Genomic DNA, 21,249 nt, shown 5'->3' with positions numbered 1-21,249 from the left:
TAAAAAGACGCGGCAAGCCGCGTCAGTCAGGATTCAAATAAAGCAGTGTTTTCATCCAACCATCCCTGCAACAACAGGGCGGCGGCGATGGCGTCCACGGGGTTGTCGCGGTAGCTGCCCTTCTGCCCGCCACGGTCACGGCGCTCACCCTTGGCTTCAAAGGTGGTGAGGCGTTCATCGTGGGTATAAAAGGGCAGGTTGTAGCGGCCATTGAGGCGGCGGGCGAATTTTTCGGCGCGCAGGCACATGTCGCTGGGGGTGCCGTCCATGTTCAACGGCAGGCCGACCACGACCGCATCGGGTTTCCACTCTTTAATGAGGGCTTCGACCTGGTTCCAGTCCGGCACGCCGTTCTGGGCTTTCAAGGTGCACAGCTCGCGGGCCTGGCCGGTGATGACCTGGCCGACGGCGACGCCGATCTGTTTGGTGCCGTAGTCAAAACCCAGGATCAGTCGCAAAGCCATCAGGCGTGCCCCGCCTGGCTGGTCAACAGGCTGAGGTTAACCCGCAGCTTGGCGGCAGCCGCTTCCAGGCGCAGTTCGCTGGGCGTGTTGAACAGGATGTCGGCATCGAAGGGGCACGTCAGCCAAGCGTTGCTGGCGAGTTCAGCCTCCAATTGGCCGGCTTCCCAGCCTGCGTAACCGAGGGTGATCACACTCTGCTCAGGGCCCACGCCGTCCGCGATGGCGAACAACACGTCCTGGGAGGTGGACAGTGACACACCGTCCAGATCGACGGTGGCCTGGAACTTCGGCCCCGTCGGGTGCAGCACAAACCCGCGATCGGTCTGTACCGGCCCGCCGATGTAGATCGGCACGCCCTGGCAACGGGCAGGCGGGTCGACTTCCGGGCGCAGCTGTTCAAGGATATCCGCCAGGTTCAGCTCCTGCGGGCGGTTGACCACCAGCCCCATCGCACCATTGGCCGTGTGCTCGACGATGTAAGTCAAGGTCTGCGCAAAGTTCGGGTCGGCCATATGGGGCATGGCGATCAGGAATTGATGCTTGAGGTAGGTCGGGCTGACGTTTTTCATGTTCGATAGTGTGGCGGTGGAGGGGCGAACTGACAAGCTGGTGATGTGCCACAGGGGGCAATTGTCATCAATTGCTCGACAACCGATCGCCCTTGGCGAACTTCCAGGTGCGGATGATTTCCAGGCGATCGACGTCGTTCAAATCACCGCTGAACGGCGCGAAAGGCGCGGCCAGGCGCACGATGCGCTGGGCGGCCTGGTCCAGCAACGGCTGGCCGGACGACTCCAGTACCTGCACTTCATATAACGTGCCGTCGCGGTTGATGGAAACCAATAGACGCAAATTGCCGTAAATCTGCTGGCGCCGGGCTTCTTCCGGGTAGTTGAGGTTGCCGATGCGCTCGACCTTCTTGCGCCACTCGTCTTTGTACCAGGCACCTTTGTCGCGCATGGTCGAGGCGGCGTTGAGCCGGTAGATGCGCGGGCGCTTGGCGTACAGCTGCTGTTCGTTGGCCAGTTCGGCTTCGAGGCTGGAGATTTCGTCGGACAGGGTCGAGCTGTCGAAAGTCGGCGCCGGCTTTACGGGCTCGGGCGTGGGTTCGCTCTTGGTCTTTTCGCGCTGGGTCGGGGCTTTTTGCGGCTTAGGTGCGACGGTGGTCACCGTCGCCTTGGGCGCGGCCTGCTTGACCTCCGGCTTGGGCACCGGCGGCGGGGTGACTTTATTCACCTTGTTGTCCTGGAACGGCGCCACTTCGGTGGTCTTGGGTACGGCTTTCTTGTCGAGGGTGCCGCTGCCTTGTTGGTTGTCCTGGGCGAGAAAGTCGGCTTTTTCCGGCTTTTTCTCGCTTTTGAACGTGGCGAGGGTGATTTCCAGGGTTTTGCTGATCTGCTTGGGCTCGACCATGGTGAAACCCACGCCGAGGATCAGCGCCAGGTGAATCAATGCGGCCAGGAACAGGGTAAATCCGAGCCGATCAGCCGGGCGCACGCCGCTGTGGGAGAGTTCGGGGGGCAGCTCGGACGGGAGTGTCATGACAAAAAAACCAACATCGCGCGTTTCACAGGTGGGGCATGATAGCGCAATGTTGGTGCGTGTCCGGCTGTTCTATATCACTTGGCCTGCAGCTTGCGCTCAATGGCGGCCATCAACATTTCGCCGATGTTGGTGCCAAATGCATTATCGATCTCGCGGATGCAGGTCGGGCTGGTGACGTTGATTTCAGTCAGGTTCTCGCCGATCACGTCCAGGCCGACAAACAGCAAGCCCTTTTCACGCAGCGTCGGGCCGACCTGGGCTGCAATCCAACGGTCCTTGTCCGACAGCGGGCGTGCTTCACCCCGACCACCGGCCGCCAGGTTGCCACGGGTCTCGCCCGCCGCCGGGATGCGCGCCAGGCAGTAATCCACTGGTTCGCCGTCGATCATCAGGATGCGCTTGTCACCGTCCTTGATGGCCGGCAGGTAGGCCTGGCCCATGATCTGCTGGGTGCCCAGGGCAGTCAGGGTTTCCAGGATCACCGACAGGTTCGGGTCGCCTGCGCGGTGACGGAAGATCGAGGTGCCGCCCATGCCGTCCAGCGGCTTGAGGATCACATCACCGTGCTTGGCGGCGAATTCACGCAGCACATCGGCGCGGCGGCTGACCACGGTCGGCGGCGTGCACTGTGGGAACAGGGTGGCGAACAGCTTTTCATTGCAGTCGCGCAGGCTTTGCGGCTTGTTGACGATCAGCACGCCGGCGCGCTCGGCCTGCTCCAGCAGGTAAGTGGAGTAGACGAACTCCATGTCGAACGGCGGGTCCTTGCGCATCAGGATCACGTCCAGATCGCTCAGCGGGCTGTCGATTTCATCTTGCAGTTCGAACCACTTTTCCGGGTTGGCAAACACCTGCAGCGGGCGCATGCGTGCACGGGCCTCGCCGTCGCCCTGGTAAAGATCGCGCTGCTCCATATAGAACAGGGTCCAGCCGCGGGCCTGGGCGGCCAAGAGCATGGCCAGCGAGCTGTCCTTTTTATAGGAAATGCTGGCGATAGGGTCCATGACAATGCCGACGCGAACGCTCATGGGGGATTTCCTCTAGCAAATAAGGGCGCATAAAAGTGGCGTCAGAGTGGCGCTGCGGCTGTTGTGGGTCAAGGAAAAACCACCTGGCCGGTTGCTCGATAGATTGCGCCCGGAGACTGTGCTAAAAAGACTGCCACGGCGCAGCAGCCCTTGAATTCCAAGGCCCGCGGCGCTCATCCTGTGCAACATCAGGCAGTACACACCGAAAACCGATTCGCTGTGGCGATGGCAGAGCAGATATGGAACAGCATTCCAACGCCTTGAGAGTGATGGTGATCGATGATTCGAAGACGATCCGCCGCACCGCTGAGACCTTGTTGAAGAACGTGGGGTGCGATGTCATCACGGCCATCGACGGTTTCGATGCCCTGGCCCGGATTGTTGATCATCACCCGCATATTATTTTTGTCGACATCATGATGCCGCGCCTGGATGGATATCAGACCTGCGCGCTGGTGAAGAACAACCCGGCGTTCAAGTCGATCCCGGTGATCATGTTGTCGTCCAAGGACGGCCTGTTCGACAAGGCCAAGGGGCGCATCGTGGGGGTCGATCAGTTTTTGACCAAGCCTTTCAGCAAGGAAGAACTGCTGGGCGCGATCAAGGCCTACGTGCCGGGGTTCGCCGCAGTAGAACAAGCACACTGACGCCGCCTCACAAGGGCCGGCGTCCACCTATGTAGTGGGGAAAACCATGGCACGTGTTCTGATCGTCGACGATTCGCCGACCGAAATGTACAAACTGACCGGCATGCTGGAAAAGCATGGTCACCAGGTCCTCAAGGCCGAAAACGGCGCGGACGGCGTGGCCCTGGCCCGCCAGGAATTGCCCGACGCCGTGCTGATGGACATCGTGATGCCGGGCCTCAACGGCTTCCAGGCCACCCGCCAGCTGTCCAAGGAGCCGGAAACCAACGGCATCCCGATCATCATCATCACCACCAAGGACCAGGAAACCGACAAGATCTGGGGCGCGCGCCAGGGCGCCAAGGATTACCTGACCAAGCCGGTGGATGAAGAAACCCTGATCGCCACCCTGAACAAGGTGCTGGCCGGCTGACGGTTCGCCATCATGACCGAGTCGCAAACCGCCTTCGAGCTGCTGCTGGACATCGACCGCCGCTGCCGCCTGCTGGCCGCTGACCTGCCGTCCCAGGAAACCCGCCTGCAACGCTGGAGCGGAATCGGCTTTCGCTTGGGCCAGCACTGGTATGTGGCGCCCATGGGCGAAGTCGCCGAAGTCCTGCACGAACCGCGTTGCACTTTGATGCCCGGGGTCAAGGCCTGGGTCAAGGGCGTGGCCAACCTGCGTGGGCGTCTGTTGCCGGTGATGGATTTGGGTGGGTTCCTCGGCCTTGAGCTGTCCAAGGCGCGCAAGCAACGGCGGGTGCTGGTGGTGGAGTTCAACGACGTGTTTGTCGGGCTGCTGGTCGACGAGGTGGTGGGGATGCAGCATTTCGCACAAGACGCCTGGCGGGCGAACACCGCGCCCGACGCAGCGTTTATTCAAGGCCGGTTCGACGGCGACCCGTCGTGGCAGGTGTTCAGCCCCTTCGCTCTGGCCCAAGCCCCTGGCTTCATGGATGTTGCCGCATGACCACCGCTACCGCACTCAAACCCCAGGCCGGCTCGCGCAGCCGCTCGCAGATCATCGTGCTGTTCATCGCACTGATCGTGTTCATCATGTTGCTGTTCGCCAACTTTGCGTACCTCAACACCCAATCCACCTACGACAAACAGTACATCGGCCATGCCGGTGAGTTGCGCGTGCTGTCCCAGCGTATCGCCAAGAACGCCACCGAAGCCGCTGCAGGTAAGGCTGCGGCGTTCAAGCTGCTGGGCGATGCGCGTAACGACTTCGCCCAGCGCTGGGGCTTCCTGAAAAAAGGTGACCCGCAAACCGGCCTGCCCGCCGCGCCCAGCGCAGTGCGTGCCGAAATGCGCGCGGTGCAGACCGACTGGGAAGCACTGCTGAAAAACACCGACGCAATCCTCGCCAGCGAGCAGACCGTGCTGTCGTTGCATCAGGTGGCCGCGACCCTGGCCGAAACCGTGCCGCAACTGCAGATGGAATCGGAAAAGGTCGTCGATATCCTCCTGCAACGCGGCGCTCCGGCCAGCCAGGTGGCGTTGGCCCAACGCCAATCACTGCTGGCCGAACGTATCCTTGGCGCGGTGAACACCGTGCTGGCCGGCGACGAAACCGCCGTGCAGGCCGCCGACGCCTTTGGTCGTGACGCCAACCGTTTCGGCCAAGTGCTTAACGGCATGCTCCAGGGCAACCCCGGTTTGCGTATCACCCAGGTCGAGGACCGCGACGCCCGCGCGCGGTTGGCGGAAATCGCCGAGCTGTTCGAGTTCGTTTCCGGCTCCGTGGATGAGATCCTCGAGACCTCGCCGCAGCTGTTCCAGGTGCGAGCCTCGGCGAGCAATATCTTCAACCTCTCGCAAACCCTGCTCGATGAAGCCTCGCACCTGGCCACCGGGTTCGAAAACCTCGCCAGCGGGCGCAGTTTCGACACCATCGGCGGCTATGTCCTGGGCCTGCTCGCCCTGACCTCGATCATCCTGATCGGCCTGGTGATGGTGCGCGAGACCAACCGCCAGCTGCACGAAACCGCCGAGAAGAACGAGCGCAACCAGAACGCGATCATGCGCCTGCTGGATGAAATCGAAGATCTGGCCGACGGTGACCTCACGGTGACTGCCTCGGTGACTGAAGACTTCACCGGCACCATCGCTGACTCCATCAACTATTCCGTCGACCAGTTGCGCGACCTGGTCGCCACCATCAACCTTACCGCCGGGCAAGTCGCCGGTGCCGTGCAGGACACCCAGGCCACCGCCATGCACTTGGCCCAGGCCTCGGAGCATCAAGCCCAGCAGATCGCCGAGGCGTCCACCGCGATCAACCAGATGGCCCAGTCCATCGACCAGGTCTCGGCCAACGCTGCCGAGTCCTCGGCGGTGGCAGAGCGCTCGGTGGAAATCGCCAACAAGGGCAACGAGGTGGTGCACAACACCATCCACGGCATGGACAACATCCGCGAGCAGATCCAGGACACCGCCAAGCGCATCAAGCGCCTGGGCGAGTCGTCCCAGGAAATTGGCGACATCGTCAGCCTGATCGACGACATTGCCGACCAGACCAATATCCTCGCCCTCAACGCGGCAATTCAGGCAAGCATGGCCGGCGATGCGGGGCGCGGTTTTGCGGTGGTGGCTGACGAAGTGCAGCGCCTGGCCGAGCGCTCATCGGCGGCGACCCGGCAGATTGAAACGTTGGTGCGGGCGATCCAGGCCGACACCAACGAAGCGGTCATTTCCATGGAACAGACCACCACCGAAGTGGTGCGCGGCGCGCGGCTGGCCCAGGACGCCGGGGTGGCGCTGGAAGAGATCGAAGGTGTATCCAAGACCCTGGCGGCGCTGATCCAGAGCATCTCCAACGCGGCGCAGCAACAGACCTCATCGGCCGGGCAGATCTCCCTGACCATGAACGTGATCCAACAGATCACCACCCAGACCTCGTCGGGCTCCACGGCCACCGCCGAAAGCATCGGCAACCTGGCGAAAATGGCCAGCCAGTTGCGGCGGTCGGTGTCGGGCTTCACCTTGCCGCCGGCGCGTCCGGTGGATGAACAGCCCCACAGCCATTCATGATTTCAACGCGGAGCAGTTATGGTTGATCGGCACGACTACGTGGCCCTCGAATGGGTCAAGGGCGACATTGCCGAAACCCTGAAACAGGCTCGCTCGGCGCTCGACGCTTATGTCGAGACTACAGACGCCGAAGCGATCAGCGAGTGCCTGGCGTGTGTCCACCAAGTGCATGGCGCGTTGCAGATGGTCGAGTTCTACGGCGCGGCGCTGCTGGCTGAGGAAATCGAAGAATTGGCCCTGGCCCTGCAAGCCGGGAGTGTCGGTCAGCGCGACGAAAGCATCCGCCTGCTGCAACAGGCCCTGACTCAATTGCCGTTGTACCTGGACCGCGTGCACAGCGCCCGCCGCGACCTGCCACTGGTGGTGTTGCCACTGCTCAATGACCTGCGCAGCGCGCACGGCGAAAGCCTGTTGTCGGAAACCAGCCTGTTCAGCCCGCAACTGCTGACCATCGCGCCACTGCCGGATGAGGCCCTGGCCCAACGCGCGGTACCCGACCTGAAAGAGCAACTGCGCCAGTGGCACCAGCTTTTACAGCAGGCGCTGGCGGGGCTGCTGCGTGAAGACCATGGCCCCAGCAACCTGGAAGACATGGCGCGGGTGTTCGCACGCCTCGAGGCACTGTGCCAAGGCGCGCCGCTGTTGCCGTTGTGGCAAGTCACCTCGGCACTGGTCGAAGGCATGCTCACTGGCGTGATCGCCAACAGTCCGGCGCTGCGCAGCCTGCTCAAGGCCAGTGACAAACAACTCAAGCGCCTGCTGGCCCAAGGCATTGGCGGCATCAACCAGCCGGCGCCGGATGAGCTGCTCAAGAGCCTATTGTTCTATGTCGCCAAGGTCACCCGGCCAACGCCGCGCATGCAAAGCCTGAAGGAGCGCTACGGCCTGGATGAAGCCTTGCCTGACAGCGCGGTGGTCGACGCCGAGCGCGCACGCCTGGCCGGGCCCGATCGCAACGCCATGGGCTCGGTGCTGGGCGCCTTGTGTGAAGAGTTGGTGCGGGTCAAAGAACGCCTCGACTTGTTCGTACGCAGCGACCGCCAGCACACCAGCGACCTTGATGCGCTGCTCGCGCCGCTGCGGCAAATCGCCGACACCCTGGCGGTGCTGGGCTTCGGCCAGCCACGTAAAGTCATCATCGACCAACTCGCCGTGGTGCTGAGCCTGGCCCAGGGCCATCGAGCACCCAACGACGCCGTGCTGATGGATGTCGCCGGCGCCTTGCTCTACGTCGAAGCCACGTTGGCGGGCATGGTCGGCACCGTCGAGCCGGAAAGCCGCGAAGAAAGCCGCCTTCCCACCACCGACCTGACCCAGATCCACCAGTTGGTGATCCGTGAATCCTGCCAGTGCCTCAAGCAAGCCAAGGAACTGGTGATCGACTGCATCGAAGCTGATTGGGACCGCCAGCGCCTGGAGTCCCTGCCGGAGCTGCTCAGCCAGGTGCGCGGCGCCCTGGCGATGATCCCGTTGCCCCGCGCGGCCAGCCTGATGCGTGGCTGCACCGATTACGTCGACGAGCAGCTGATGGGCAACGATGCACCGCCCTCCGAGAGTCAACTGGCGCATTTCGCCGACGTGATCAGCAGCCTGGAGTATTACCTGGAGCGCATGCTCCAGGATCCGGATGCGGCGGGTGAGCGTGTGCTGGAACTGGCCACCCAAGGCTTGGCCGCATTGGGTTACCTGCCCGCCGAAAAACCCTGGCGCCAGGCCCTGGTTGCACCGGATGGCGCGCTCTCGGCCGAGGTTACGCCGAGCCAATCCCAGTTCGACGCACTCGCCAGCCCCACGTCGCGGCTGAACCCGCCGGCCCTGCAACGCCCCGGCAGCCTGTTGCCGCCGCCGGCCGATGAAGAACCCATCGACGATGAACTGCGCGAAGTCTTCCTTGAGGAGACCGACGAAGTCCTCGAGGTGCTGCACCGTTACCTGCCCAACAGCGCGGACAAAACCGCCCAGGCCGAAATGCGCCGCGCCTTCCACACCCTCAAAGGCAGCGGCCGCATGGTGCGCGCCCTGGTCTTGGCCGAGCTGGCCTGGGCGGTGGAAAACCTGCTGAACCGTGTGCTGGAGCGCAGCGTGAACCTTGGCCCCGACGTGCAGCAGGTGCTGGACGAAGCGGTGGCCTTGCTGCCGGAGTTGATCGCTGACTTTGCCATCGACGACCAGCGTCAACGCGATGAAGTCGACGCCCTGGCCGCCCGTGCCCACGCCTTGGCCAGCGGTACACCCGCGCTGACCGCCGAGCCTCATGACCCGATGCTGCTGGAGATTTTCCGCAACGAAGCCCAAAGCCATCTGGACAGCCTCAACCACTTCCTGCAACAGGCCGCCGAGCATGTGCCGCTGCAAGTCAGCGATGAGCTGCAACGCGCCCTGCACACCCTCAAGGGCAGCGCCTACATGGCTGGCGTGTTGCCGATTGCCGAGCTGGCACGCCCGCTCGACCACCTGACCCGCGAATACAAGGCCCACCGCCTGCCGCTGGACCTGGACGAAGTGGAGTTGCTGCTGGAAGCCGAAGGCCTGTTCCAGCGGGGACTGCGCGATCTGGACAACGATCCCCTGGCGCCGATCAACGGCGCAGAGGACCTGATCAACCGCACCCAAAGCCTGCTGGATCAGCAGCTTGAAGCACTGCTCGACGTGCGCTTCAAGCGCGATCCACAGTTGATCGCCAACTTCCTGGCCCAGGGCATGGACATTCTGCTCGACGCCGAAAGCCTGCTACGTCGCTGGCAGCAACACCCCGGCGAACGCCAGGAACTCACCGCGCTGCTGGACGAATTGACCACGCTGGGGGAGGGCGCGCACGTCGCAGACCTGCATGCCATCGACGCACTCTGCGAAGCCTTGCTCGACCTGTACGGCGCCGTTGAGGAAAGCAGCCTGGCGGTCAGCGAGCGGTTTTTCCATGAGGCCGAACAGGCCCATGAAGCGCTGATCAGCATGCTCGACCAACTGGCCGCCGGCCAGGAAATCAGCCCGGCGCCGGCCCGTGTCCAAGCCTTGCGCGAGTTATTGGACGAAGCCCTCGACCCGTCCGCCACCGGCCTGATCAAAAGCGATGGCAGCCGCGCGCTGAGCATTGCCGAACTGGGCGCCGCCACACAGCAGTTGGATCAGCAAACGACGATGGACGACGAGATCGTCGAGATTTTCCTCGAAGAAGCCGTGGACATCCTCGACAGCGCCGGGCAATCGCTCAAGCGCTGGTTGCTGGAGCCTGACAACGCCGCGCCGTTGTCATCGTTGCAACGCGATCTGCACACCCTCAAGGGCGGCGCGCGCATGGCGGAAATCGAGCCGATTGGCGACCTGGCCCACGAGTTGGAATGCCTGTACGAAGGGCTGGTGGACCGCCGCTACAGCTACTCTGCCGAATTGTCCCAGGTGCTGATGGCGAGCCATGAACGCCTGGCCTTGCAGCTTGAAGAACTGCACCATCACCAACCTTTGAGCGACAGCGCCGAGCTGATCGCCAGGGTGCGTGCACTGCGCCAAGGCAGCGCGCCAGCGGCACCGGCCGCCGCGCCGCCTGCGTCTGGTGCCGACCCTGAGCTGTTGGATATCTTCCTCGAAGAGGCCGCCGACATCCTCGACAGCTCCAGTGCTGCACTGTCGCGCTGGCAGGCCGAGCCCGGCAATCGCCAGGAAGTGGAGACCCTGCTGCGCGACCTGCACACCCTCAAGGGTGGCGCGCGCATGGTCGAGATCGCGCCCATCGGCGACCTGGCCCATGAACTGGAATTTCTCTACGAAGGCCTGTCCGCCGGTTTGCTCGCGCCATCCCCGGCGTTGTTCGCATTGCTGCAAGGCTGCCACGACCGCCTGGCGCAGATGATCGACGCGGTGGCGGACGGCTTGCAGGTCGGCTCGGTGGACAAGCTCATCGAGCGCATCAAAAGCCTGGTGCACCCGAGCGATGAGCCGGTGACGCCATTGGCGTTGCCGGCGGGCAAGGTGGAGGCCGTCGTCGATCCGATGGCCGACATGGTGAAGATCTCTGCCGAGCTGCTCGACGACCTGGTCAACCTGGCCGGTGAAACCTCGATCTTCCGTGGCCGTATCGAACAGCAAGTCAACGACGCACGCATCGCCCTGACCGAAGTGGAAACCACCATCGAACGCATGCGCGACCAACTGCGTCGCCTCGACACCGAGACCCAGGGCCGCATCCTCAGCCGCCAGCAAGCCGAGGCCGAGCGCCTGGGCTATGAAGACTTCGACCCGCTGGAAATGGACCGCCATTCGCAGTTGCAGCAACTGTCGCGCGCGTTGTCCGAATCTGCCTCTGACTTGCTCGACCTCAAGGACACCCTTGAGCGCCGCAATGAAGACGCCCACGACCTGTTACAGCAACAGGCGCGTATCAACACCGAGTTGCAGGAAGGCCTGATGCGCACGCGCATGGTGCCGTTCGAACGCATGCTGCCGCGCCTCAAGCGCATCGTGCGCCAGGTGGCGGGCGAGTTGGGCAAGGACGTGGAGTTCATCGTCGGCAACGCCGAAGGCGAGATGGACCGCAACGTGCTGGAACGCATGGCCGCGCCGCTGGAACACATGCTGCGCAACGCCGTCGACCATGGGCTGGAGTCCCGCGATGCGCGGCTGTTGGCCGGTAAGCCGGAGAAAGGCCGCATCACCCTGGACTTGACCCACGAAGGTGGCGACATCGTCTTCGACATGCGCGACGACGGCGCGGGTGTGCCGCTGGAGGCGGTGCGGCGCAAGGCAATCAAGCGCGGTTTGCTCGATCCGAATCAAGAGATCAGCGACCGCGACGTGTTGCAGTTCATCCTGCAACCGGGCTTCTCCACGGCGGAAAAGATCACGCAGATTTCCGGGCGTGGTGTGGGCATGGATGTGGTGCATGAAGAAGTGCGTCAGTTGGGCGGCTCGATGTTCATCGACTCGACGCCGGGTATGGGCGTGCACTTTCGTATTCGCTTGCCGTTCACCGTGTCCGTCAACCGTGCGCTGATGGTGCAATGTGCGGACGATCAATATGCGATCCCGCTCAACACCATCGAAGGCCTGGTGCGTGTGTTGCCCCATGAGTTGGCCGGGCATTACCAGCAGGATCCGCCGCGTTATGAATACGCCGGCCAGCGTTACGAGCTGTTCTACCTGGGCGACCTGTTGCACACCGTCAGCCGCCCGAAACTGTTGGGCCAATATCAACCGGTGCCGGTACTGCTGGTGCAATGCAATGAGCGGCGCGTGGCGATCCATGTGGACGCCATGGCCGGCACGCGAGAGATCGTGGTCAAGGGCCTGGGGCCGCAGTTTGCCGGCGTGCAGGGCCTGTCGGGCGCGACGATTCTGGGCGACGGCCGCGTGGTGTTAATCATCGACTTGCTGGCGCATATCCGTTCGCGCCAACCGGCCTTGCCGGCCCAGTCGGTGGATGCGCCGCTGATCCTCAACGACCCGCTGAAAAAGCGTCCGTTGCTGGTGCTGGTGGTGGACGACTCGGTCACCGTGCGCAAAGTCACCAGCCGCCTGCTGGAACGCAACGGCATGAACGTGCTCACCGCCAAAGACGGCATCGACGCCCTCGCCGTGCTGGAAGAACACACCCCGGACCTGATGCTGCTCGACATCGAAATGCCGCGCATGGATGGCTTCGAAGTCGCCACCCAAGTGCGCAACGACCCTCGACTGATGCGCCTGCCGATCATCATGATCACCTCGCGCACCGGCCAGAAACACCGCGATCGCGCCATGGCCATCGGCGTGAATGACTACCTCGGCAAGCCGTACCAGGAATCGGTGCTGCTCGAAAGCATCGCCTACTGGAGCAAGTCCCATGCTTGACCACCGCGCCAGCCAACTCACCGGGCCTGCTGCTACCCCTGGCCGACCGCCACCTGGTGCTGCCCAACGTCGCCATCGCCGAACTGATCGACTTCCAGCGCGGCGAACCGGCCAGTGATGCACCGCCGTGGTATTTGCGGCAAGTGACCTGGCGCGACCGGCAGATCCCGCTGATCAGCTTTGAAGCGGTGTGCGGCGAAGCCAGCGTGACCGGCGAACGCTCGCGGATCGTGGTGCTGAACGCGTTGGGTGGGCGGCCGACGTTGAAGTTTATTGCGTTGGTGATCCAGGGGATTCCCCGGTCGTACAAGCTCGACAGTGAGTTGAGTTATGTCGACGTGCCGCTGTGCCCGCTGGAGCTGGCGGCGGTGCAGGTGGGGGAGCATGTGGCGAAGGTGCCGGATTTGATGGGGTTGGAAGCCCTGCTGGTCGAATCCGGCCTGGCCTGAGCACTATTCTCCAATTCAGCGGGACCTACTGTGGGAGCGGGCTTGCCTGCGATAGCGGAGTGTCACTCACACATAAGCTAGCTGACCCACCGCCATCGCAGGCAAGCCGGCTCCCACATTTGATCTTCTGTGCCCGCTAGATCGTGCTCGTTATTCAATCCGCGCAAACCGCTCAATCACCGGCTGCTCCCGATGCTCGGCCTGCCACAAGTCATAGGCGCTTTGCATCGACAGCCATAACTGCCCAGTGCTCACACCTGCCCGCTCAAGCCGGACCGCCAAGTCAGGACTGACAGGCGCACGCCCATGCAAAATCCTCGAAAACGTCTCACGGGCGAATCCCAGGCGCCGGGCCATTTCGGTGATGGTGATGTCCAGGGCAGGGATTACATCTTCAAGCAGGATTTCACCTGGGTGAGGGGGGGTGTGCAGGGTCATATCAGGCTTAGTGTTTGGATTCATGACGTTCGCCCGTGGCGGGGTTCGGAAAAAAAATGCTAGAGAAACGGGTTCCGAGCAACAACCTGAAAGCTTTGTCAGGATTGGATGTAATTGCTGTAGGCGACTTCTGCATTTGGATTTGGTGGGTTTTCAGGCCTAAGCGGGGTGGCTAGGTTCCGCGCTTCTCACTACCAAAAAGGAGCCGAAAATGACCGTTCCGTTAAAGTCTCAACTGCGTAATGGCCTACTCGTGGTTTGCCTGATTTATATCGGTGCCAGTTGGTTCCTATCCCCAGGAATGCCGGATCTGGATGAAGTCGTGTTGAAGCATTCCTTGGGCAACGGCAGCTCGATTTATGGAGCACGCGACGGCCAGGGCGGTGCGACAGTGGGGTTCTCCTACAGGTACTACGTTCATAAGGAATTAGGCAGTGATCGGGAGATACTGACAGCGCTGGTTTCGGCACATCCCTTTATGAAAACCAAAGAGCCTGCAGTCCAAGTGAGCCGGGTGGCTGGGCTCATCCACGTCACTGTTCGTGGGGAGGTTTATGAATACCGCAGCTACCCGCTAGAAGGGGTGGGGGCTGTGAGCGTAGACATGAAGTTGTAAGCCGGCAGGCCCTCGGATTTTTCCTGCAAGATTTTGGGCCTTGCATGAACTTGTCGCGTGCCGTCAGCGCGCCTAGTCTTTGTCCTGTCATCGCAAAAAACGGTGACACGGACGTGCAAGTCCGGTTACATATCGGCGCACCAACGCCCATAGCCATCCAACGGGCGTTTTTTATGCCTGCTGTATTTGTTATGGCGGCTGTGCGTGGGAGACCCTTCGGGGTCTGCCGGGGTCCGATATGCCCGGTCTTGCACACCTGCGCACAGCTGCCACCTTTATTCGCGTGCAAGCGGAAGAGGGCAGTCTCCATCACATATCGGAGCTGTAAATCATGGTCAAACCTACCCCCAATCCGCCGCTCTTCACCGTAAACCCGCACGAAAACACCGAAACCCTGCTGGTCAACGCCAGCGAAACCCTGTCTTCGCTCAACGCACTGACCTGCAATCTCGCCTTCGACCTGGACACCTCCCAGCGCGCGATCATGCTCGGGATTCAGCAAATGGTAGAGTTGGGTCAGTTGTTGGTTGATAGAGCGTTGGAGCAAGTCAGCCCATCGCCAGCCTCTTGAAACGGTCCCAAACAGGGACTGATCGTTCCTTGCTTGGGACCGCTCCTTAACGAACGCCACCGAACCCATGTGGGAGCTGGCTTGCCTGCGATGGCGGAGTACCAGTCGACTTATCGCCAGATGACACACCGCTATCGCAGGCAAGCCAGCTCCCACATTTTAATGTGCATCAGGCTCACGATCAGCATTCGCACGGACTTCGTTACTCCAGCCGTAATAATCCGCCGCCGAGCTTGATTGATGGCCCCCTCAATCACTCCTAAGGTACAGCCCACGACAGCAAACCCGTGGAGCGACCATGACAACAACAATCACCCCCGACTCGCGCTGGACGCGGCGGCGCGACGAGAAGCAGCGGCGGCTCGGGCTGGTCAAACAGTTTGCAGACGGTGCGGTACTGCCCAGCGACAAGATCGTCGAGGCGCTCGAAGCGCTGATCCTCCCCGGCGACCGTGTGGTACTGGAAGGCAACAACCAGAAACAGGCCGATTTCCTCTCGCGCTCCCTCGCTAAAACCGACCCCGCCAAGCTCCACGATTTACACATGATCATGCCCAGTGTCGGCCGTTCCGAGCACCTGGACCTGTTTGAAAAAGGCATCGCGCGCAAGCTGGACTTCTCCTTCGCGGGCACCCAATCCCTGCGCATCAGCCAGTTGCTGGAAGACGGCCTGCTGGAAATCGGCGCGATCCACACCTATATCGAACTCTACGCGCGGCTGGTGGTGGACCTGATCCCCAACGTGGTGCTTTCCGCCGGCTTCATGGCCGACCGCGCCGGCAATATCTACACCGGCGCCAGCACCGAAGACACCCCGGCGCTGATCGAACCCGCCGCGTTCAGCGATGGCATCGTGATCGTGCAGGTCAACCAGTTGGTGGACGATGTTACGGACTTACCCCGCGTCGACATCCCTGCGAGCTGGGTGGATTTTGTGGTGGTGGCCGACAAGCCGTTCTACATCGAACCGCTGTTCACCCGCGACCCGCGCCACATCAAGCCAGTGCATGTGCTGATGGCAATGATGGCGATCCGTGGCATCTACGAAAAACACAATGTGCAGTCGCTTAACCATGGCATCGGCTTCAACACCGCAGCCATCGAGTTGATCCTGCCGACCTATGGCGAATCCCTTGGCCTCAAGGGCAAGATCTGCCGCAACTGGACCCTCAACCCGCATCCCACGCTGATCCCCGCCATCGAAAGCGGCTGGGTCGAAAGCGTGCACTGCTTCGGCACTGAACTGGGCATGGAAAACTACATCGCCGCACGGCCGGATGTGTTCTTCACCGGTCGCGACGGCTCGATGCGCTCCAACCGGATGTTCTGCCAACTCGCTGGCCAATACGCGGTGGACCTGTTTATCGGCGCCACTCTGCAAGTCGACGGCGACGGCCATTCCTCCACCGTGACCCGTGGACGCCTCGCCGGGTTTGGCGGCGCACCGAACATGGGCCACGACCCGCGTGGTCGTCGCCATGGCACGCCCGCCTGGCTGGATATGCGCCACGACGATGCTCCGGAAGCGCTGTTGGAGCGCGGCAAAAAACTCGTGGTGCAAATGGTCGAGACCTTCCAGGAAGGTGGTAAACCCACCTTTGTCGACACCCTCGACGCGGTGGAAGTCGCACGCAAAAGCGGCATGCCCTTGGCGCCGATCATGATCTACGGCGACGACGTCACCCACTTGCTCACTGAAGAGGGCATCGCCTATCTGTACAAGGCGCGCTCCCTGGAAGAACGCCAAGCGATGATCGCCGCCGTCGCGGGCGTCACCGCCATCGGTATGCGCCACAACCCCAAGGACACCGCACGTATGCGCCGCGAAGGTTTGATCGCCTTGCCCGAAGACTTAGGGATTCGCCGTACCGACGCCACGCGCGAACTGTTGGCCGCCAAAAGCGTAGCCGACCTGGTGGACTGGTCCGGTGGCCTGTACAACCCGCCCGCCAAGTTCAGGAGCTGGTAAATGCGCGCACTCAAACTGCATGAACTGACCCTCGCCGAACGCCTGGCGGATATGGCCGTCGATGCACTGATCGATGAAGCCGACCTGTCGCCCAAACCGGCCTTGGTAGACCGTCGCGGCAACGGCGCCCATAGCGATTTGCACCTGGGGCTGATGCACGCCTCGGCGTTGTCGCTGTGGCCGATGTTCAAGGAAATGGCCGAAGCCGCGATTGAGTTCGGTGAAGTCGGCTTGCCGCTGCGCGAAGCCCTTGGGCGTATTGGCCGCGAAGGTGAGCAAGCGATGCTCGTCACCACCCACGGCGTGAACACCCATCGCGGCGCCATCTGGGCCCTCGGTTTGCTCACCGCAGCGGCAGCGCTGGAACCGCGCTCTATCACCCTGAACGCCGCCAGATTAGCCCTGCTCAACGACCGCTACGCGCCGCAACCCATGAGTCACGGCGCCCAGGTTGCCCAGCGCTACGGCGCACGCGGCGCCCGTGAAGAAGCGCAACTGGGGTTCCCGTCCGTGGTGCAGCGCGGCCTGCCGCAACTGCACAAAAGCCGCCAGCACAATGCAGGCGAACAGAACGCCCGCCTGGATGCTTTGCTGGCGATCATGACCGAGCTGGCCGATACCTGCGTGCTTTACCGTGCCGGTCCCGAAGGCCTGCTAGCGATGCAGCAGGGTGCTCAAGCGGTACTCGATGCAGGTGGCAGCGCAACGCTGGCCGGGCGTCGCCAATTGCATGGGTTAGACCTTCAACTGCTGGCCCTGAATGCCTCCCCCGGCGGCGCCGCCGACCTGTTGGCCGCCTGCCTGTTTATCGACCGCCTCGACGGAGCGTTGTGATGGAAACCTTATCCTTTGAATTCCCCGCCGGGCAGCCGCCAAAAGGCCGTGCGCTGGTGGGTTGCGTCGGCTCGGGCGACCTGGAGGTGCTGCTGGAACCGGGCACGCCGGGCACGCTGACCATCCAGGTGCAGACCTCGGTGAATGGTGCCGAACAACGCTGGCAGCATCTGTTCGAGCGTATCTTCCAGGAACAGACGCCACCGGCGTTGAACATTGATATCCACGATTTCGGCGCCACCCCCGGCGTGGTGCGCTTGCGCCTGGAGCAGGGTTTCGAGGAGATCGGCCATGACTGACTTACTCGCCAAACACAGCTTCGTTGAACTGGGCGCGCGGCAGCGGGCCAAGGCGTTGCTGGACGCTGGTTCCTACCGCGAATTGATCGACCCGTTCCAGCGCGTCATGTCGCCGTGGCTCAGCCGCCAAGGCGTGGTGCCGCAGGCCGATGATGGGGTGGTGATCGCCAAGGGCAGCATTGATGGAAAACCTGTCGTCATTGCCGCCATCGAAGGCAACTTCCAGGGCGGCAGCCTCGGTGAAGTGGGCGGTGCAAAAATTGCGGGCGCCCTGGAACTTGCGGCCGAGGACAATCGCAAGGGCATTGCGACCCGCGCCGTTTTGTTGCTGGAAACCGGTGGCGTGCGCTTGCAGGAAGCCAACCTGGGCCTGGCAGCCATCGCGGATATCCACTCGGCGATTGTCGATCTGCGCCAATACCAGCCAGTGATCGGCGTGGTGGCGGGCAGTGTCGGTTGCTTTGGCGGCATGTCCATTGCGGCTGGATTGTGCAGTTACCTTGTGGTCACCCGCGAAGCACGCCTGGGCTTGAATGGCCCGCAAGTGATCGAACAGGAAGCTGGGCTTGAGGAGTACGACTCCCGCGACCGGCCTTTCATCTGGAGCCTCACGGGCGGTGAGCAACGCTTCAACAGCGGCTTGGCCGACCGTTATGTCGCTGACGATGTGGCCGAGATTCAACACACCGTCAGCGCTTTGCTGGAGCAAGGCCTGCCCACCCAACAGCGCAGCCGTCAGGCCGAGCATTACCTGGCGCGCCTGGCCGAACTGGACACCACGCCGCAAATCGACCCGGCAACGGTACGCGCGCTGTATCAAGGAGAACGCTCATGAGAGGTTTGCAGTGGTTCAACGCATTGAGCGCCGGAGCGACAGCCGTTGAGGGTTTGCCACGCTCGTTGAAAGTCGCTGAGGGTGTGCTGGGTGAACAGCCCGTGCGCTACATCGCCGTGGTCACCGACGCGCAAAACCGCTTCCCCCGCGCACGCAATGGCGAAGTCGGCCTGCTGGAAGGCTGGGGTCTGGCAAAAGCCGTCGATGAAGCCATCGCCCGTGGCGACAAGCGCCCGATCATCGCCATCGTCGATGTACCGAGCCAAGCCTATGGCCGTCGCGAAGAAGCCCTCGGCATCCACCAGGCCCTGGCTGCCGCCGCCGACAGCTACGCCCGTGCTCGACTGGCCGGGCACCCGGTGATTGCGCTGCTGGTGGGCAAGGCGATGTCCGGTGCGTTTCTCGCCCATGGGTATCAAGCCAACCGCCTGATCGCCCTGCGCGATCCCGGTGTGATGGTGCACGCCATGGGCAAGGCCTCGGCCGCGCGCGTGACGCTGCGCAGCGTTGAAGAGTTGGAAGCCCTGGCCGCCAGTGTGCCGCCCATGGCTTATGACATCGACAGTTACGCCAGCCTGGGGTTGCTGTGGGAAACCTTGTCGGTCAGCCAGATTGAACAGCCTACATCAGAGGATGTGGCGCGGGTCAGCGATTGCCTGGTGAGTGCGATCAAGGATATTGGCAGCACCGACTTGAGCGGCCGCCTTGGTGCGACCAACCGCGCGGCTTCCAGCCACGTACGCCAACTGCTGCGGGAACAATGGTGAACGCCCACGACTTGCTCTGGGGCATGACCCCGGTGCATCTGCCTGCCGAGGCTCCGGCGTGGGCGGTGGAGGCGGTAGGCACGGTGGTGGTGCGTCGCGCAATCGTTGCGCCGGGCTGGATTGCGGTGGGCGTGCGCGGGCGTTTGCGCGAGCAGCGGTTTGCCGCCGAGATGCCGATTGCCGCGGTGCAGCGGCGAGTCACGCCGCAAGCGCTGCGTGAGGTTACCTCGACGCGGGACTTACCGGCTTTGCACGCACTCGATCAACTGCGGCCACTGCTGGCGCTGTTGAATTGGGGCGTCACGGGCAGTGCGGGTTTTGAGCTGGCCACGGGCATTGAAGCGCTGCATGCCCAGAGCGATCTGGACCTGATGCTGCGTACGCCGGAGCCGCTGGATCGCAACGACGCACGTGACTTGCTGGCAACCTTGGACAACGCCGCGTGCGCTGTGGATATGCAACTGCAAACACCTTTCGGCGCCGTCGCCTTGCGCGAATGGGCCGGTTCATCGCGGCGGGTGCTATTGAAAACCGCCCGCGGTGCGCACCTCGTCATTGATCCTTGGCAGGCCGTGGCATGAGCAGCCTTTTGGTGTTCCCAGGGCAAGGCGCCCAACGTCCGGGCATGCTCCAGGCGTTGCCGGCCGACGTGTTGGAACACGCCAGCGATGCCTTGGGCGAAGACGTTCGCGCCTTGGATTCGGCGCACGCCCTGGCGAGTACCCGCGCCGTGCAGCTTTGCCTGCTGATCGCCGGCGTGGCCTACGCGCGCCTGCTGCAACACACGCCGGATTACGTCGCAGGGTTGTCCATCGGTGCTTACCCGGCAGCGGTGATTGCCGGTGCGCTGGATTTCGCCGACGCGATCCGACTGGTCAGCCTGCGCGGCGAGCTGATGCAGAACGCTTATCCACAGGGCTATGGCATGACCGCAATCATCGGCCCCGAGTTATCCACCGTCGAAAACCTGCTGGTCGAAATCCATAGCCGCGAAACCCCGGTATACCTGGCCAATATCAACGCCGATAACCAGACGGTGATCGCCGGCAGCGACCAGGCCATGAAGCTTGTCGCCAGTCGCATCAAAGGCAACGGCATCGCCAAGCGCCTGGCCGTCAGCGTGCCGTCCCATTGCGCATTGCTGGAGCAGCCAGCCCTGGCTTTGGCGCAAGCCTTCGTGCCACTCAAGGCACCGCGCATCACCTACCTGAGCAGCACCCGTGCGCGGCCGATCCATACCCCCGAACAATTGCGCGATGACCTGGCCTTCAACATGTGTCGCATCGTCGACTGGCGCGGCACCGTGCAAAGCGCCTACGAGCGCGGCGTGCGCCTGCAGATCGAACTGCCACCCGGCTCCGTGCTCACCGGCCTGTCACGCCGCGTTTTCGAACAAGGCACGGTGATCGCCTGCGAAGGCGCGCGCCTGGACACCTTGCAGGCCCTGCTGCAAGAGGAGGAGCGCCGCCACCAATAAAGCAGCACCCAAGGCTTTCGAAGCACAACAACAACAATTTCGATCGAGCACTTTGAGGACAACAACAATGATTATCTACGGTGTGGCATTGCTGGCGATCTGCACGCTCGCGGGCGTGATCATGGGCGACATGCTTGGCGTGTTGCTGGGCGTCAAATCCAATGTGGGCGGGGTGGGGATCGCGATGATCCTGCTGATCTGCGCTCGCCTGTGGATGCAGAAACGCGGTGGCATGACCAAGGATTGCGAAATGGGCGTGGGCTTCTGGGGCGCGATGTACATCCCCGTGGTGGTGGCGATGGCTGCGCAACAAAACGTGGTGACCGCTTTGCACGGTGGCCCTGTGGCGGTGCTCGCGGCGATTGGGTCAGTGGTGGTGTGTGGTTGCACCATTGCGCTGATCAGCCGTACCCACAAGGGTGAACCGCTGCCCGATGAAGAACCGCTGATCGTTCCTGCGGGAGGCCGCTGA

General features: G+C 62.7%; 20 protein-coding genes and 1 pseudogene. 16 read left to right on the top strand and 5 right to left on the bottom strand.

Annotation, left to right across the window (positions count from 1 at the left end):
- Positions 1-26 precede the first annotated feature (26 nt).
- The 4 genes from ruvX to gshB form a co-directional block, all read right to left on the bottom strand.
- Positions 27-464 (bottom strand): Holliday junction resolvase RuvX, encoded by a 438-nt coding sequence (gene ruvX, locus AYR47_RS04950; RefSeq protein WP_003195067.1) that lies wholly within the window; start codon positions 462-464, stop codon positions 27-29.
- Entirely contained in the window at positions 464-1,033 is a 570-nt protein-coding gene (locus AYR47_RS04945) for a YqgE/AlgH family protein (RefSeq protein ID WP_033897066.1), read from the bottom strand. Before AYR47_RS04945 ends, ruvX begins: the two co-directional genes overlap by 1 nt.
- Before the next feature lie 67 nt (positions 1,034-1,100).
- Positions 1,101-2,006, bottom strand: coding sequence for an energy transducer TonB (locus AYR47_RS04940; RefSeq protein WP_061434490.1), 906 nt, complete (start codon positions 2,004-2,006; stop codon positions 1,101-1,103).
- A gap of 77 nt (positions 2,007-2,083) precedes the next feature.
- Positions 2,084-3,037: a glutathione synthase gene (gshB, locus tag AYR47_RS04935; RefSeq protein WP_028618297.1), complete on the bottom strand. Its 954-nt coding sequence runs from the start codon at positions 3,035-3,037 to the stop codon at positions 2,084-2,086.
- A 239-nt stretch (positions 3,038-3,276) separates the two neighbouring features.
- Between gshB and pilG the strand changes: the two genes are divergently transcribed.
- The 6 genes and pseudogenes from pilG (at position 3,277) to AYR47_RS04905 (ending at position 12,971) form a co-directional block, all read left to right on the top strand.
- A complete protein-coding gene (gene pilG / locus AYR47_RS04930) occupies positions 3,277-3,684 on the top strand; it encodes a twitching motility response regulator PilG (protein ID WP_010564379.1) in 408 nt (135 codons plus the stop codon).
- A gap of 46 nt (positions 3,685-3,730) precedes the next feature.
- A complete protein-coding gene (pilH, locus tag AYR47_RS04925; protein WP_016976047.1) occupies positions 3,731-4,096 on the top strand; it encodes a twitching motility response regulator PilH in 366 nt (121 codons plus the stop codon).
- A 12-nt stretch (positions 4,097-4,108) separates the two neighbouring features.
- On the top strand, positions 4,109-4,633 hold the full coding sequence (locus AYR47_RS04920; protein ID WP_033897068.1) for a chemotaxis protein CheW: 525 nt from the start codon (positions 4,109-4,111) through the stop codon (positions 4,631-4,633).
- Complete coding sequence (locus AYR47_RS04915; RefSeq protein WP_038850853.1) at positions 4,630-6,699, top strand: methyl-accepting chemotaxis protein; 2,070 nt, start codon at positions 4,630-4,632, stop codon at positions 6,697-6,699. The genes AYR47_RS04920 and AYR47_RS04915 overlap by 4 nt, the downstream gene beginning before the upstream one ends.
- Before the next feature lie 18 nt (positions 6,700-6,717).
- Positions 6,718-12,522 carry an Hpt domain-containing protein gene (locus AYR47_RS04910; RefSeq protein WP_061434488.1) on the top strand — a complete coding sequence of 1,935 codons (5,805 nt, stop codon included), beginning with the start codon at positions 6,718-6,720 and terminating at the stop codon, positions 12,520-12,522.
- A pseudogene (locus tag AYR47_RS04905) lies at positions 12,515-12,971 on the top strand (chemotaxis protein CheW). The gene AYR47_RS04910 and the pseudogene AYR47_RS04905 overlap by 8 nt, the downstream one beginning before the upstream one ends.
- Before the next feature lie 150 nt (positions 12,972-13,121).
- Here the strand turns inward: AYR47_RS04905 and AYR47_RS04900 are convergent.
- Positions 13,122-13,409 (bottom strand): HigA family addiction module antitoxin, encoded by a 288-nt coding sequence (locus AYR47_RS04900; RefSeq protein WP_033897073.1) that lies wholly within the window; start codon positions 13,407-13,409, stop codon positions 13,122-13,124.
- 211 nt (positions 13,410-13,620) lie between these two features.
- Between AYR47_RS04900 and AYR47_RS04895 the strand changes: the two genes are divergently transcribed.
- From AYR47_RS04895 to madL, 10 genes are all read left to right on the top strand, one after another.
- Complete coding sequence (locus AYR47_RS04895; protein ID WP_033897074.1) at positions 13,621-14,025, top strand: hypothetical protein; 405 nt, start codon at positions 13,621-13,623, stop codon at positions 14,023-14,025.
- Between the two features lie 331 nt (positions 14,026-14,356).
- Positions 14,357-14,596: a DUF6124 family protein gene (locus AYR47_RS04890; protein ID WP_033897075.1), complete on the top strand. Its 240-nt coding sequence runs from the start codon at positions 14,357-14,359 to the stop codon at positions 14,594-14,596.
- 298 nt (positions 14,597-14,894) lie between these two features.
- Positions 14,895-16,565 (top strand): malonate decarboxylase subunit alpha, encoded by a 1,671-nt coding sequence (mdcA, locus tag AYR47_RS04885; RefSeq protein WP_061434486.1) that lies wholly within the window; start codon positions 14,895-14,897, stop codon positions 16,563-16,565.
- Positions 16,566-17,399 carry a triphosphoribosyl-dephospho-CoA synthase gene (locus tag AYR47_RS04880; protein ID WP_061434484.1) on the top strand — a complete coding sequence of 278 codons (834 nt, stop codon included), beginning with the start codon at positions 16,566-16,568 and terminating at the stop codon, positions 17,397-17,399.
- On the top strand, positions 17,399-17,698 hold the full coding sequence (locus tag AYR47_RS04875; RefSeq protein WP_015886328.1) for a malonate decarboxylase subunit delta: 300 nt from the start codon (positions 17,399-17,401) through the stop codon (positions 17,696-17,698). The genes AYR47_RS04880 and AYR47_RS04875 overlap by 1 nt, the downstream gene beginning before the upstream one ends.
- Positions 17,691-18,533: a biotin-independent malonate decarboxylase subunit beta gene (locus tag AYR47_RS04870; protein WP_061434482.1), complete on the top strand. Its 843-nt coding sequence runs from the start codon at positions 17,691-17,693 to the stop codon at positions 18,531-18,533. Before AYR47_RS04875 ends, AYR47_RS04870 begins: the two co-directional genes overlap by 8 nt.
- On the top strand, positions 18,530-19,300 hold the full coding sequence (mdcE, locus tag AYR47_RS04865; protein ID WP_061434481.1) for a biotin-independent malonate decarboxylase subunit gamma: 771 nt from the start codon (positions 18,530-18,532) through the stop codon (positions 19,298-19,300). Before AYR47_RS04870 ends, mdcE begins: the two co-directional genes overlap by 4 nt.
- Complete coding sequence (locus tag AYR47_RS04860; protein WP_061434479.1) at positions 19,294-19,881, top strand: malonate decarboxylase holo-ACP synthase; 588 nt, start codon at positions 19,294-19,296, stop codon at positions 19,879-19,881. The genes mdcE and AYR47_RS04860 overlap by 7 nt, the downstream gene beginning before the upstream one ends.
- Positions 19,878-20,777, top strand: coding sequence for a malonate decarboxylase subunit epsilon (gene mdcH, locus AYR47_RS04855; protein ID WP_061434477.1), 900 nt, complete (start codon positions 19,878-19,880; stop codon positions 20,775-20,777). Before AYR47_RS04860 ends, mdcH begins: the two co-directional genes overlap by 4 nt.
- Before the next feature lie 67 nt (positions 20,778-20,844).
- Positions 20,845-21,249: a malonate transporter subunit MadL gene (gene madL / locus AYR47_RS04850; RefSeq protein ID WP_061434475.1), complete on the top strand. Its 405-nt coding sequence runs from the start codon at positions 20,845-20,847 to the stop codon at positions 21,247-21,249.

Origin of the sequence: Pseudomonas azotoformans (genome assembly GCF_001579805.1) — a bacterium.
Taxonomy (GTDB): domain Bacteria; phylum Pseudomonadota; class Gammaproteobacteria; order Pseudomonadales; family Pseudomonadaceae; genus Aquipseudomonas; species Aquipseudomonas azotoformans_A.
Note: the sequence above shows the minus strand (reverse complement) of the source record. Positions and strands in the feature narration are given on the sequence as shown.